Below are 13,378 nucleotides of genomic sequence, written 5' to 3' on the forward strand. Positions count from 1 at the left end.
CCGATAATCCCGCCCATGAAACTCCGCTTCACCAAGATGCAGGGCGCGGGCAACGACTTCGTGGTGATCGACGCCACGCAGCAGCCGCTGGCGCTGACCCCCGAGCACTTCCGCCGCCTGGGCGACCGGCGCTTCGGCGTCGGCGCCGACCAGATCCTGGTGGTGGAAAAGAGCGCCACGCCCGGCGTGGACTTCCGCTACCGCATCTTCAACGGCGGCAGCGGCGAGGAGGTCGAGCAGTGCGGCAACGGCGCGCGCTGCTTCGTCCGCTACGTCCACGACAAGCAGCTCACCCACGAGCGCAGCGTGCGCGTGGAAACCATGGCCACGCTGCTGGAGCTGCGGCTGCAGGACGACGGCCGCGTCACCGTGGACATGAACACGCCCGTGTTCGAGCACGCGCGCATTCCCTTCGACCCCGCCGGCCTCACGCCGCGCGAGGAGGGCGGCTTCCAGCTCTGGCCGCTGTCGCTGGGCGACGGGGACGAGGTGGAAGTGGCCGTCGTTTCTATGGGCAACCCGCACGCGGTGCGCCGCGTCAACGACGTGCGGCATGCGCCGGTGGAGATCGAGGGGCCGCAGATCCAGGGCCTGGAGCGCTTCCCGCGCCAGGTCAACGTGGGCTTCATGGAAGTGGTCAGCCGCAGCCACATCCGGCTGCGCGTGTACGAGCGCGGCGCGGGCGAGACCCTGGCCTGCGGCACGGGCGCCTGCGCGGCGGTGGTGGCCGGCATCCGCCTGGGCTGGCTGGACAGCCGTGTGGACGTGGACGCCCCGGGCGGGCGGCTGACCATCGAATGGGCCGGCGGCGACGCCCACGTGCTCATGACCGGCCCGGCCGAAACCGTGTTCGAGGGAGAAATGGAACTGTGAGCAACGACACCCGGCCGCCCGCCCAAGGCATCACCGAGGAAGACATCGCCCGCTACCTGGCTGCCACGCCGGGCTTCTTCGAGCGCCACGCCGAGCTGCTGGGTGACGTGCGCCTGGCCAGCCCGCACGGCTCGCGCGCCGTGTCGCTGCAGGAGCGCCAGGCCGCGCTGCTACGCGAGCGCATCAAGGGGCTGGAGCACAGGATCATGGACATGATCCGCCACGGCCAGGAGAACACCGCCATCGCCGACCGGCTGCACCGCTGGACCCGCACCGTGATGCTGCAGCGCGACCTCCACGCCCTGCCCGCCACGCTGGTGGAGGAGATGCAGCAGCGCTTTCTCGTCCCGCAGGCCGCGCTGCGGCTGTGGGGCGTGGATGCGCCGTTCGCCAACGAGCCTTTCGTGCTGCAACTGCCCGGCACGGCGCGCGAGTTCGCCGACAGCCTGGCGCTGCCCTATTGCGGCCTGAACACCGGCGAGGTGGAGGCCGCGCAGTGGCTGTTCGACGGCACGGCGGCGCTGTCCGTCGCGGCCATCCCGCTGCGCCACGAGGCCGCGGGCGGCACCTTCGGCCTGCTCATGCTGGGCTCGCCCGACGCCACGCGCTTTGCGAGCGACATGGGCGTGGATTTCCTGGTGCGCATAGGCGACATCGCCTCGGCCGCACTGGCCCAACTGCTGCCGCGCTGAGCATGGCCCGCGCCGCCAAGGCCGCCACTGCAGTGGCCGTGCCTGAACCCACCAGCCCGCCGGTGCTGCCGGACGACCTGCAGCAGTGGCTGCTGCACCTGAAGACCGAGCGCCGCCTGGCGCCGCGCAGCCTGGAGCTCTACACCGACGCGCTGCACCGCCTGGTGGCGCTGGCCGGGCAGGATGGCGTGCCCTTGCGCACCGCGCAGCCGCACCACGTGCGCGGCTGGATGGCCGCGCTGCACGGCGGCGGGCTGGCGCCGCGCAGCATCGCCCTGATCCTCTCGGCCTGGCGGGGCCTGTACCGCTGGTGGGGCCAGAACGGCGAAGTCGCTCTCAACCCGGTGGCCGGGCTGCGCGCGCCCAAGGCGCCCAAGCCGCTGCCCAAGGCGCTGTCGGTGGAGCATGCCGTGGCGCTGGCCGAGCACGAGAGCGACGGCGCCGACCCGGCGCTGGCCGCGCGCGACCACTGCATCGTCGAGCTGCTCTACGGCTGCGGGCTGCGCGTGGGCGAACTCATCGGCCTGGACATCGGTGCGGGCGAGGGCGCCCTGGGCTGGGTGGACGTGGCCGACGCCACCGTGCACGTGATGGGCAAGGGTTCCAAGCGCCGCAGCGGCCCGGTGGGCACGGCGGCGCTGGAGGCGCTCCAGCGCTGGCTGGCGCAGCGCGCGCTGCTGGCCGCGCCCGGCGAGCGCGCGCTCTTCGTGAGCCGGCGCGGCACGCGGCTGACCGACTCCCAGGTGCGCTCGCGCCTGCGCCGCCAGGCGCTGCAGGCCGGGCTGCCGACCTCCGTGCACCCGCACATGCTGCGCCACAGCTACGCCTCGCACCTGCTGCAGTCCAGCGGCGACCTGCGCGCCGTGCAGGAGCTGCTGGGCCACGCCAGCATCACCACCACCCAGATCTACACGCGGCTGGACTTCCAGCACCTGGCCAAGGTGTACGACCAGGCGCACCCGCGGGCGAAGAAGAAGGAAGGCTGAGGCGCGCGCAGCGGACGTGTGCGCTCGCGCGTGGCGTGACGGGCTGCGCTGATTGCGAGACCCCGCCGCCACGGCCGTCCACACGCCGGCATGGACAATCCGCCCCCATGAAATCAGTACGAATTCGCGAGGGCAAAGAGCGCTCGCTGCTGCGCAAGCATCCCTGGGTGTTCGAGGGCTCCATCGCCAAGGGCAAGGCCGACGCCGGCGAGACCGTGCGCGTCGAGACCCATGAGGGCCGCTTCCTGGCCTGGGGCGCCTTCAGCCCAAGCTCTTCCATCCGCGTGCGCGCCTGGACCTTCGACGAGGCCGAGCGCGTGGACGCCGCCTTCTTCCAGCGACGCGTCCAGCAGGCCGTGGCGCTGCGCGCCAGGCTGCCCATAGACAGCGACGGCGTGCGCTTGGTCCACGGCGAGGCCGACGGCCTGCCCGGGTTGATCGTGGACCGCTACGCCGACGTGCTCAGCGCGCAGTTCCTCTCGACCGGCGTGGAGCGCTGGAAAGACGTCATCGCCGACGCGCTGCTGGCCGCCACGGGCCTCACGCGCCTGTATGAGCGCTCCGACTCCAGCGTGCGCGGCCTCGAAGGGCTGGAGCCCGTGAGCGGCTGGCTGCGCGGCGGCGGCGACACGGCCGTCACCATCCGCGAGCACGGCTGGCGCCTCACGCTGGACGTGGCCGAGGGCCACAAGACCGGCTACTACCTGGACCAGCGCGACAACCGGCTGCGCTTCGCGGAGTGGGTCAAGCGCTTGGGCGCCAAGCGGGTGCTCAACTGCTACAGCTACACGGGCGGCTTCAGCGTCGCGGCGCTGGCCGGCGGCGCCGAGCGCGTGGTGAGCGTGGATTCGTCCGGCCCGGCGCTGGCGCGCGCCCAGGCGCACGTGGCGCTCAACGGCTTCGACCCCGCGCGGGCCGAGTTCGCCGACGCCGACGTCAACCAGTACCTGCGCGGCTGCCTGCAGCGCGAGGAGCGCTTTGACGCCATCGTCCTGGACCCGCCCAAGTTCGCCGCTTCCGCCGCGCACGCCGACCGCGCCGCGCGCGCCTACAAGGACATCAACCGGCTGGCCTTGAAGCTGCTGGAGCCGGGCGGCCTGCTCTTGACCTTTTCCTGCTCCGGCGGCATCGGCCCGGACCTGTTCCACAAGATCGTGGCCGGCGCCGGCAGCGACGCGGGCGTGGACGGCTACCTGCTCGCCCGCCTGGAAGCCGCCTGCGACCACCCCACCACGCTGGCCTACCCCGAGGGCGAGTACCTCAAGGGGCTGGTGGTGATGAAGCGCTGAGGTCCATCCGCGGCTCGAACTTCGTGCGCTCCAAGCTGAAAAAGGAGCGCACGTTGCGCACGTTGGCGTCCTGCGTGAACAGGCGCTGCACCAGCGCCTGGTAGGCCGTCATGCCCGGCACCCACAGCACCAGCACGAAGTCCGGCCCCGAGGCCACGCGGTAGCACTGCTGCACGGCGCCTTCGGCCCGCACCCGTGCCTCGAAGGCCGCCTGGTGCTCGGCGCCCTGGCGGTCCAGCGTGATCTCGACGATGGCCGTGAGGCTTTCCGGCAGCACCTTGGGCGACAGCAGCGCCACCTGGCGTTCGATCACGCCGTCTTCCACCAGCCGCCGCACACGGCGCAGCGCCGTGGCCGGCGAAATGCCCGCTGCCTCGGCCAGCGCCTGGTTGGAACGGCCGGCGTCCTGCTGCAGCAAATGCAGCAGCTTGCGGTCCACGTCGTCGAGTGAAATCATTGTCTGATTATTTCTTTTTATATTATTGAATGAAAGAAAATTTCGTTCAGTCGGCAACACGAAAATTATCTCCAAAAGTTGGCGAAATTTGAAAGCACCTTGCACTTTGAAATTTCTAAACTTCCGGTCAACGAAAGTTTGGGGAGAGTGCCATGTGTGGAATCGTCGCCGGCGTCGCCGGGCGTGACATCGTTCCTGTGTTGCTGGAGGGCCTGAAGCGGCTGGAGTACCGCGGCTATGACTCCTGCGGTGTCGCGGTGCAGCAGGGCGGCGTGCTGCGGCGCACGCGCAGCACGGCCCGCGTGGCGGAGCTGGCGCACCAGGTGGCGCAGGACGGCGTGGCCGGCGGCACGGGCATTGCGCACACGCGCTGGGCCACGCACGGCGCGCCGGCCGAGCACAACGCGCATCCGCACTTCTCCGGCGACCGCATCGCGCTCGTCCACAACGGGATCATCGAGAACCACGAGGAGCTGCGCGCCGAGCTGCAGGGCCGCGGCTTCGAGTTCGCGAGCCAGACCGATACCGAGGTGATCGCCCACCTCGTGAACTACCTCTACGAGGGCGACCTGTTCGAGGCCGTGCAGCGCGCCACCGCGCGGCTGCGCGGCGCCTACGCCATTGCCGTGTTCTGCCGCGACGAGCCGCAGCGCGTGGTGGGCGCGCGCGAGGGCTCGCCGCTGGTGCTGGGCCTGGGCGACGGCGAGAGCTTCCTGGCGTCGGACGCCATGGCGCTGGCCGGCGTGACCGACCAGATCGTCTACCTGGAAGAGGGCGACGTGGTGGACCTGCAGCCGGGTAAGAGCTGGATCAGCGCCCGCCAGGGCGACGGCAGCCACCGACCCGTGCAGCGCGAGGTGCGCACCGTGCATGCGCACAGCGGCGCGGCCGAGCTGGGCCCCTACCGGCACTACATGCAGAAGGAGATCTTCGAGCAGCCGCGCGCCATCGCCGACACGCTCGAAGGCATAGAGGGCGTCAACCCGGAAATCTTCGGTGCCGGCGCCACGGCCGTGTTCAAGGACGTGCGGCAGGTGCTCATCCTGGCCTGCGGCACCAGCTATTACGCCGGCAGCACGGCCAAGTACTGGCTGGAGTCCGTCGCGCGCATCCCCACCAGCGTGGAGATCGCCAGCGAGTACCGCTACCGCGACAGCGTGCCGGACCCGCACACGCTGGTGGTGACCATCAGCCAAAGCGGCGAGACGGCCGACACCATCGCCGCGCTCAAGCACGCGCGCTCGCTGGGCATGGAGCAGACGCTGACCATCTGCAACGTCGCCACCAGCGCCATGGTGCGCGAGTGCCGCTTTGCCTTCCTCACGCACGCGGGCGTGGAAATCGGCGTGGCCTCCACCAAGGCCTTTACCACGCAGCTCGTGGGCCTGTTCCTGCTGACGCTGTCGCTGGCCAAGGTGCGCGGGCAGCTCAGCGCCGGGCAGGAAGCCGAGCACGTGCGCCAGTTGCGCCACCTGCCCGCGGCCGTGCAGGCCGTGCTGGCGCTGGAGCCGCAGGTCATTGCCTGGAGCGAGGAGTTCGCGAGCAAGGAGAACGCGCTGTTCCTGGGCCGCGGGCTGCATTACCCGGTGGCGCTGGAGGGCGCTTTGAAGCTCAAGGAGATCAGCTACATCCACGCCGAGGCCTACCCGGCCGGCGAGCTCAAGCACGGCCCGCTGGCGCTGGTGACGGCGGCCATGCCGGTGGTGACGGTGGCGCCCAACGACCAGTTGCTGGAAAAGCTCAAGAGCAACCTGCAGGAAGTGCGCGCGCGCGGCGGCGAGCTGTTCGTGTTCGCCGACGGCGACACGCGCATCGCCAGCGCCCCGGGCACGCACGTGATCCGCATGCCCGAGCACTACGGCGTGCTCAGCCCCATCCTGCACGTGGTGCCGCTGCAACTGCTGGCCTACCACACGGCCTGCGCGCGCGGCACGGACGTGGACAAGCCGCGCAATCTGGCGAAGTCGGTGACGGTCGAATAAGGCCAGCCGGTTCCGCCCGCTGTTTGCAAGCAGGCAGCGGGCGCAAGCAGGGCGCTTCAAGAAGCGCTTGCGATCCCCTGCAGCGATGGCCCCGGCGACCCGGGGTCATCGCGCCATCTCACTCCACCTCGCGCTGCCCCTCGCAGCCCGGGTGGTTCACGCAGCGCCAGTAGGCCTTGCCGTCGTCGGCGCCGCCGCGGGCGGTGCGGCGCACCATGCCGCTGTTGCACACGGGGCAGGGCGGCACGGTGTCCTCGAAGTCCGGCTGCGCCGCCGCGGACGGCACGGGCAGCGTCATCGCGCTGTCCTGCGCCATGGGGGCTTGCCACGCCATCGCCGCCATGCGCTGGCGCCATGCCGAGCGCGCCGCGGCCAGCAGGCACAGCAGCGGCACCAGCACCGCCACCACGTTCACCGCCAACTGCGCCAGCGCGCTCGAAGGCAGCTCGGCCAACTGCTCCAGCAGCACGAAGGCCGCCAGCGCCACGGCCACGCCCACCCACCAGGGCTGTCGCGCCAGGGGCTTCATTGGGATGGCAGTGGAGAGGCTGTTCTTGTGCTTCATGGTCATGGACGGCCGACGCGCAACGCGCGCTGCGCCGTCGCGAGAGGCCACACTCTAGGAGAACAAATTGCTCCGGCACACGGGCGCGGCTGGCAAGAACCGCTTTCCTGCGCAATAGGTCACTGGCGCGGCACCACCATGTCGCGCGATGCGGAAACAGGCGTTTCGCCACCGTCACGCCAGCCCCCGCCCAAGGCCCGCGCCAGGTCCACGTGGGCGGCCAGCAAAGCGCCTTGCACCTGCAGCACGCCCTGCTCGGCGGCGTAGCTGCCGCGCTGCGCGTCCAGCTCCTCCAGGTAGGAGGCGTAGCCGTTGCGATAGCGGTTGCGGGCGATACGCAGCGCCTGCAGCGCGGCGTCGCGGCGCAGCGCGGCCTCGGCCGCCTGCACGCGCAGCGAGGCGATGGACGCCAGCGCGTTGTCCACCTCGGCGAAGGCCGTGCGCGCGGCCTGCTCGTAGCCGTGCAGCGCCTGCTCGCGCTGCGCCTGCGCCACGTCGGCCTGCGCCCGCAGCCGCCCGCCCTGGAACACCGGCGCCAGCACGCTCGCGCCCACGCTCCACAGCAGGGTGGGCGCGTCGAGCAACTGGTGCAGCGTGAAGCCTTGATACGTGGCCGAGGCGCTGAGGTTGAGCGCGGGCAGGAGCTGGTCGCGCGCGGCGGCGAAGGCCGCGTCCGCCGCCGCCACGGCCTGCTCGGCCTGCGCCAGGTCGGGGCGGCGGCGCAGCAGCGACGAGGGCAGGCCGGCCACCGCCGCGGGCGGCTGCAGCGCCTGCAGCGACATGCCGCGCGGCAGCGGTCCCGGCGCGCGGCCCGCCAGCACGGCCAGGGCGTTCTCCTGCTGGGCCACGGCCCGCTCCAGTTGCGCCACGGCGCCGGCGGCGGTGTGCAGCTCGGCCTCGGCCTGGACGAAGTCCAGCCGCGAGCTGTAGCCCTCCTCGAACAGGCGCTGGGCGCGGCGCAGCGATTCCTCGCGCGAGGCCAGCGTGGCGCGGGCCAGGTCGAGCTGCGCGTCCTGCGAGCGCAAGTTGAAATAGCCGTTGGCCGTGGTGGCGGCGATGGACAGCGCCGCCGCATCCGCCGCCGCGCGCTGGCCCTGCAGTTGCGCCAGCGCCGCGGCCTCCAGGCTGCGCAGCCGGCCCCACAAATCCACCTCCCAGGCCGCCTGCACGCCGGCCTGCAGCAGCGTGCTTTCGCTCACGGTGCCGGCCGGGGTGCGGGCGCGGGCGCGCGCCGGGCCGGCGCTCAGGGCCAGCGTGGGGCTCAAGCCCGCGGCGGCCACGCGCTGGCGCGCCTCGTACTCGGCCACGCGGGCGCGGGCGGTGGCGAGGTCGGCATTGCGCTGCAGCGCCTGGGCGACGAGCGCATCGAGCACCGGGTCGTTGAAGCGGCGCCACCAGGCGGCGTCGATGTCCTGCGCCTCGGCGATGGGCGTGCGCCAGGCGGCGGGCGTTTCGACCGCGGGCGGCGGCAGCGGCGAAGTGGGGCGCGGCGAGGCGCAGCCCGCCAGGAGCAGCGCGGCCAGCAGGGCGGCGGTGGCGATTGGGCGCGGCTGCGAGGCCGCCTGCAAGCGGGCGGGACTGTTGGGCTGGGCGGAACCGTCGGGTTTTGAGGAGGTAGAAGGCCCCATGCAGAGGATCAATCCCGTCTGGAGCGGGCCAGCGGGCGCCTGCCGGAGGCCGGCCCGCAGCGCACCCTGAGCCGTCATTCCCGCGAAGGCGGGAATCCAGGCAGCCCCCCAGTCAGCCGTCAGCTCATTAGCCGGTATACCGAGGTCAAGACCGTGGTAGGCCTGCATCGTCTCTACGTTGCAGCGTGGGGCCGCCTGGATTCCCGCCTCCGCGGGAATGACGAAGTAGGGGGTGTTGCCGATCAGCTTGCGGGCGGCGCGCAAACAAGCTCGTGCACGTCGGCCCGCCAGCCTGCCCATCTTCAACGACTCCCCTGAGCAGCCGGAGCCGACCCGGCCGGCGCGGACGCCGCCGTCGTTTGCGTCCCGGCGCTGGCGGTGCGCTCCCCCGCCCCCGTATCGATGCTCACCACCACCGACATCCCCGGCTTGAGCTGCGCGGCCAACGGCTGGTCGGCTTCGATGGCGATGCGCACGGGAATGCGCTGGGCGATCTTCACGAAGTTGCCCGTGGCGTTGTCCGGCGCGATGACGCTGAACTCCGAGCCCGTCGCCGGTGAGCTGCGCTCCACGTGGCCGCGCAGTGGCGCGTGCTCCAGCGCGTCCACCGTGAACGTCACCGGCTGTCCCGGGCGCACGTGCGCCATCTGCGTTTCCTTCAGGTTGGCCACCACCCAGCGCTGCGGCGGCACCAGCGAGGTGAGCTGGCTGCCGGCCGAGACGTAGGCGCCCACGCGCACGGTGACGGCGCCGAGCTGCCCGTCGCTGGGCGCGCGCAGCTCGGTGTTGCCCAGGTCGATCTCGGCCAGCCGCAGCGCGGCCTGCGCGCCGGCCACCGCCGCCTCCAGCGCGCCGCGGTTCACGCCCACGCTGGTGACGTTGGTGCGCGCCGCCGCCAGCCCGGCACGCGCCTGCTCCACGGCGGCGCGGGCCTGCACGCGGGCAGCGCGCGTGGCGTCGAGCTCGCGCTGCGACAGCGAGCCGTCGGCCGCCAGCGCCTCCACGCGGCGCAAGTCGGCCTCGGCCCGCGCGGCCTGCGCCTGCGCGTTGGCCAGCGTGGCCTGCGCCTGCGCCACCGAGGCCTGCGCGCTGCTGCGCTGCTGCGCGAAGTTGGCCAGCGACGCTTGCTGCGACGCCACCTGCGCCCGCGCCTGGTCCACGCGCTGGCGGTAGATGCGGTCGTCCAGCCGCACCAGCACCTGGCCCTGCTTGACGGGCTGGAAGTCCTGCACCAGCACCTCGGCGACGAAACCGTTGAGCTGCGTGCCTATGAGCGTCACCTGCCCGCGCACGGTGGCGTTCTCGGTGCGCTGCAGCGCCGTGGCGAAAGGCGGCAACTGCCACGCGTACAGCACGGCCAGCACCCCGGCGAACGCCACGGCGGTGAACACGCCAATGGAAAGCCAACGGCGCCGCTTTTGCGCCGGTGTTTCGGCCGCGGGCGCGGCCGCGGCAACCGGCGCGGTGGTGGGCGGGGGCGGGGCAGGCGGTTGGGCGTCGCGGCTCATGGGGTCATACCGTGTCGGTCAGCGGCGCGCTGGGGTCGGCGCTGCCGGGGCGCTCCGGGGCGGGTGCCGCAGTGGAGGCTGGAGTGGGTGCCGGGGACGCGGCAGGGGCGGGCGAGGGCGCCGCGGCGGCCGGTGCCGGTGCTTGGGCCGTGCGCTGCGCCATCTCCGGCGCGCCGCGGCGGGCGGCCCAAGCGGCATGGCCCATCAGGAACACCAGGGTGAGCGCGGCCAGCACGCCGGTGAAGAGGAACACGTCGGCGTAGGCCAGCACGTTGGCCTCGCGCGCGGCCGCGGCCGCCAGCGCGGCGCTGCTCTGGGCGTTGCGCAGCACGGGGTCGGCCTGCGTGCCGGCCAACGCCGCCGCGCCGGCCTGCAGGCGGGCCACGACCTGCGGGTCCAGCAGCGTCAGCGGCTCCGTGAGTTGGCTGGAGTGGAACTTCTCGCGCCAGGTCTGGAAGGTGCCCACCAGCGCCGAGCCCGCCAGGCCGCCCAAGTTCTGGCTGATGCCGAAGATCACGGTAAAGCTCACCAGGTTGCGCGGCTGGGCGATCACCTGCGACATGCCGGAGAGCATGGCCGGCCCCAGGAAATACGCGCTGCCGAAGGCGAGCAGGAACTGGCTCACGTAGAAGTCGTGAGGGCGCGCCAGGCTGGTGACCTGCGCGTCCAGCAGCGAGCCCAGGATCATCAGCGCCAGCGCGAACAGGATGGGCCAGTGCAGCCGCGTCGGACTGATCAGCCAGGCACTCGCTCCCACGCCGGCCACCGTGCCCAGCAGCACGATCACGAACAGCGGCCGCAACTGGTCCGGCCCCATGCCCAGCGTCTGCAGCAGGCCCACCGCGCCCACCCCCTGCTCGGACAGCACCACGCGTATGAGCAGCATCACCAGCCCAAGCCGCACCAGGCCCGCGCTGCTGATCCAGCGCGTGTTGAGCAGCGGGTTGCGCCTGTGGTGCTCCAGCGCCACGGCGGCGGTCAGCAGCACGATGGCCCCGGCCAGCGCCCAACCGAGCCAGGCGCTTTGCGTCCACCACAGCGTGCGCCCAAGGCCCAGCACGGCGCACAGCAGCGCCATGCCGGGGGCGAAGAGGGCGAAGGTCAGGAAGTCCAGCTTCTCGAAGACGCGGTAGCGGTCGCCCGGCGGCAGTTTCAAGACCAGCACGGCGGCGAAGCTCAGCAGCGCCAGGCCCGCCTCGAAGAGCGTGAGGCCGCGCCACGCCGAGGCTTCCAGCACGCCCACGGGCAGCAGCCGCGCCAGCGGCAGCGCCAACTGCGACGTGCCCAGCGCGATCACCAGCCCGCGCAGCCGCAGCGGCGCGGGGAAGGCCTGCAGCATGTAGTACAGGCCCAGCGAGGTCATGGCCGCCGCCGTCATGCCGTGCGCCGCGCGCAGGGCCAGCGCGGTCGAGAAGTCGTGGACGAACACGTGCGCCAGCGCGATGAGGGCGTACAGCGCGATGAACGCCTCGGTGAACAGCCGCAGGCCGTACTGCTGGCGGAACTTCACCAGCAGCAGGTTCATGGACACGTTGCTCATCACGAAGGCCGCAGGCAGCCACGCGGCCTCCGCGGCGTAGAGGCCCAAGGCCCCCTGCAGGCTTTGCAGGTTGGCGCTCACCAGCGCGTTGCCCAGGCCGCCGGTGAGCGACACCAGCAGCCCCACCGCGGCATAGGCAGCGCGCCGCGCCGGGGCGTGCAGCGGCGTGGAGGGCGAGCCCGGCATCATGGGCCGCTCGTGCGGCAGCCAGGCGCGTGGGGCGTAGGGGTCCGTCATCGCGGGCAGGCTTGGCAAGTGCCGCGCCTGCGCCGCGCCCCGGTGGCGTGTTCCCGGGGCGAAGACGCGTCAGCCGGCGGCGGCCGCCAGCACCCGCTGCACCAGCGGATGCTGCACCTTGCGCTCGCTGCAGAAGGCATAAAAGCGCTGCTCGGCCTCGTCGCAGCGGCCCACGCACTCCACGCCGTAATGGCGGCGCAAGTCCTCGTCGACCAGCTCCACGGCCGGGAACACGCCCAGCCCGGCCGCGCCGAAGGTTTTCAAGAGGGCGCTGTCCTCGAACTCGCCGGCCACGCGCGGGCGCACGCCCACCTGCTCGAACCAGCGCTCCAGCGTCGCGCGCATGGCCGCATGCCCCGTGGGCAGCAGCACGGGCAGCCGCGCCAGGGACTGCGGGAAGCCGTCGCGCGCGGCCGCCTGCAGCGCGGGCGTGGCGTACCAGGCGATGGCCGAGCGCGACAGCGGGTGCGCCTGTATGCGCAGGCCCGGGTGCGGCGGGGCGGGGTGGTCGGCCAGCACCAGGTCCAGCTTGTGCAGCGCCAGCGCCGCCAATAACTCCTCGAACTCGCCGTCGTGGCAGAGCAACCGCAGGTCCGCCTGCGCCAGCACCGGCATCAGCAGCCGGTGCACCATGAGCTTGGGCAGCCCGTCGCACAGGCCCACGGTCAGACGCACCACCGGCGAGCCGGCGGCCTCCTGCACCACGGCGGGCAACTGCTCGCCCAGGGCGAAGATCTGGTCGGCCTGCCGCAGCGCGGCCTGGCCCGCGTCGGTCAGCGCCAGCCCGCGGCCTTCGGGGCGCAGCAGCGTGTGGCCCAGCGCGCGCTCCAGCTCGCGCACCTGCGCGCTCACCGTCTGCACCGCCACGCCCAGCCGCGCCGCCCCGCGCGCCATGCCGCCCTCCTGCGCCACGACCCAGAAGTAATGGAGGTGCCGGTAGCTGAAGTCGGGGCCCATGCGAGTTCCTCAGTTTTGAGCGAAGTGTTGGTCTGTGATTCGCTGCTTTTTTAGAAGTTTCACGCCACCTACCTTTGGGCCCGTGCTCCACGCCGACGCGGCAGCCGCCGCAAGCCGGGGCACGGGACTCTTCTCCAAAGCGAGGACTTTTCATGCGCAGCTATCCGCACAACAGCCCCCAGGCCGCCGCCCGCATCGTGGCGCTGACCATGCTGGCCGATGGGCACTTCTCCCACGACGAGTTCGAGGCGCTGGCCCACAGGCACGCCGCGCAGTCGCTGGGCCTGCTGCCCTCGGAGCTCATGGAGGTGCTGCACGACTGCTGCGAAGACCTGCAATGCGGCCCGCAACTGAGCTGGGACGGCGCCTGCCGCGTGGGCCGCGCCACGCTCACCCGGCTGCTGGGCGAGATCACCGACCCCGGGCTGCGCCGCCGCGTGCTGCAGTGCTGCGCCGAGCTGGCGCAGGCCGACCGCCACATCGCCGAGGCCGAGGCCCAACTGCTGGCCACCGTGGCCGGCAGTTGGGCGCTGCCTTGTCCCATTGCCGGCAGGCCCCCGGCGCTGCGGCCCTTCGAGCCGCCGCGCGCCGCGGCGTGAGCGCGCCGCACCGACGCGCCGTCCCCTTCGCCGCCCGTCCCGGTGCGCCGGGCGGCGGGGCTGAC

The 13,378-nt window shown here is 72.3% G+C and carries 12 protein-coding genes; 6 read left to right on the forward strand and 6 right to left on the reverse strand.

Annotated features, from left to right (window positions below; genetic code table 11):
- Positions 1–15 precede the first annotated feature (15 nt).
- The 4 genes from dapF (at position 16) to ALA01S_RS01420 (ending at position 3,840) form a co-directional block, all read left to right on the forward strand.
- The gene (gene dapF, locus ALA01S_RS01405) at positions 16–873 is read left to right on the forward strand and encodes a diaminopimelate epimerase (RefSeq protein WP_066330999.1); all 858 of its coding nucleotides are present in this window, start codon (positions 16–18) and stop codon (positions 871–873) included.
- Entirely contained in the window at positions 870–1,565 is a 696-nt protein-coding gene (locus ALA01S_RS01410; protein ID WP_066331004.1) for a DUF484 family protein, read from the forward strand. Before dapF ends, ALA01S_RS01410 begins: the two co-directional genes overlap by 4 nt.
- A 2-nt stretch (positions 1,566–1,567) precedes the next feature.
- Entirely contained in the window at positions 1,568–2,551 is a 984-nt protein-coding gene (locus ALA01S_RS01415) for a tyrosine recombinase XerC (protein ID WP_066331007.1), read from the forward strand.
- A gap of 107 nt (positions 2,552–2,658) precedes the next feature.
- On the forward strand, positions 2,659–3,840 hold the full coding sequence (locus ALA01S_RS01420; RefSeq protein ID WP_066331009.1) for a class I SAM-dependent rRNA methyltransferase: 1,182 nt from the start codon (positions 2,659–2,661) through the stop codon (positions 3,838–3,840).
- On the opposite strand, the gene ALA01S_RS01425 is transcribed toward ALA01S_RS01420, so the two are convergent.
- Positions 3,812–4,297: an Lrp/AsnC family transcriptional regulator gene (locus tag ALA01S_RS01425; RefSeq protein WP_066331011.1), complete on the reverse strand. Its 486-nt coding sequence runs from the start codon at positions 4,295–4,297 to the stop codon at positions 3,812–3,814. The genes ALA01S_RS01420 and ALA01S_RS01425 overlap by 29 nt on opposite strands.
- Positions 4,298–4,449: 152 nt before the next feature.
- On the opposite strand from ALA01S_RS01425, the gene glmS reads away from it, so the two are divergent.
- A complete protein-coding gene (gene glmS, locus ALA01S_RS01430; RefSeq protein WP_066331014.1) occupies positions 4,450–6,279 on the forward strand; it encodes a glutamine--fructose-6-phosphate transaminase (isomerizing) in 1,830 nt (609 codons plus the stop codon).
- Between the two features lie 118 nt (positions 6,280–6,397).
- Here the strand turns inward: glmS and ALA01S_RS01435 are convergent, their stop codons facing one another.
- From ALA01S_RS01435 to ALA01S_RS01455, 5 genes are all read right to left on the reverse strand, one after another.
- Positions 6,398–6,844, reverse strand: a complete 447-nt coding sequence (locus ALA01S_RS01435) for a zinc ribbon domain-containing protein (RefSeq protein WP_157118695.1) — start codon at positions 6,842–6,844, stop codon at positions 6,398–6,400.
- Between the two features lie 119 nt (positions 6,845–6,963).
- A complete protein-coding gene (locus tag ALA01S_RS01440; protein WP_084267107.1) occupies positions 6,964–8,472 on the reverse strand; it encodes an efflux transporter outer membrane subunit in 1,509 nt (502 codons plus the stop codon).
- A 302-nt stretch (positions 8,473–8,774) separates the two neighbouring features.
- Positions 8,775–9,980 (reverse strand): HlyD family secretion protein, encoded by a 1,206-nt coding sequence (locus ALA01S_RS01445; RefSeq protein WP_157118696.1) that lies wholly within the window; start codon positions 9,978–9,980, stop codon positions 8,775–8,777.
- Positions 9,981–9,984: 4 nt separating this feature from the next.
- On the reverse strand, positions 9,985–11,775 hold the full coding sequence (locus tag ALA01S_RS01450) for an MFS transporter (protein WP_238455656.1): 1,791 nt from the start codon (positions 11,773–11,775) through the stop codon (positions 9,985–9,987).
- A gap of 51 nt (positions 11,776–11,826) precedes the next feature.
- On the reverse strand, positions 11,827–12,714 hold the full coding sequence (locus ALA01S_RS01455; protein WP_066331016.1) for a LysR family transcriptional regulator: 888 nt from the start codon (positions 12,712–12,714) through the stop codon (positions 11,827–11,829).
- Between the two features lie 152 nt (positions 12,715–12,866).
- Between ALA01S_RS01455 and ALA01S_RS01460 the strand changes: the two genes are divergently transcribed.
- Entirely contained in the window at positions 12,867–13,313 is a 447-nt protein-coding gene (locus ALA01S_RS01460; RefSeq protein WP_066331017.1) for a tellurite resistance TerB family protein, read from the forward strand.
- Positions 13,314–13,378: the final 65 nt, after the last annotated feature.

Source organism: Azohydromonas lata NBRC 102462 (assembly GCF_001571085.1).
GTDB lineage: Bacteria > Pseudomonadota > Gammaproteobacteria > Burkholderiales > Burkholderiaceae_C > Azohydromonas > Azohydromonas lata.

Coding starts and splice junctions, on each gene's coding strand:
- ALA01S_RS01435 (WP_157118695.1), bottom strand. CDS start 6,844: ATGAAGCACAAGAACAGCCTCTCCACTGCCATCCCAATGAAGCCCCTG.
- ALA01S_RS01445 (WP_157118696.1), bottom strand. CDS start 9,980: ATGAGCCGCGACGCCCAACCGCCTGCCCCGCCCCCGCCCACCACCGCG.
- dapF (WP_066330999.1), top strand. CDS start 16: ATGAAACTCCGCTTCACCAAGATGCAGGGCGCGGGCAACGACTTCGTG.
- ALA01S_RS01425 (WP_066331011.1), bottom strand. CDS start 4,297: ATGATTTCACTCGACGACGTGGACCGCAAGCTGCTGCATTTGCTGCAG.
- ALA01S_RS01420 (WP_066331009.1), top strand. CDS start 2,659: ATGAAATCAGTACGAATTCGCGAGGGCAAAGAGCGCTCGCTGCTGCGC.
- ALA01S_RS01455 (WP_066331016.1), bottom strand. CDS start 12,714: ATGGGCCCCGACTTCAGCTACCGGCACCTCCATTACTTCTGGGTCGTG.
- ALA01S_RS01415 (WP_066331007.1), top strand. CDS start 1,568: ATGGCCCGCGCCGCCAAGGCCGCCACTGCAGTGGCCGTGCCTGAACCC.
- ALA01S_RS01440 (WP_084267107.1), bottom strand. CDS start 8,472: ATGGGGCCTTCTACCTCCTCAAAACCCGACGGTTCCGCCCAGCCCAAC.
- ALA01S_RS01460 (WP_066331017.1), top strand. CDS start 12,867: ATGCGCAGCTATCCGCACAACAGCCCCCAGGCCGCCGCCCGCATCGTG.
- glmS (WP_066331014.1), top strand. CDS start 4,450: ATGTGTGGAATCGTCGCCGGCGTCGCCGGGCGTGACATCGTTCCTGTG.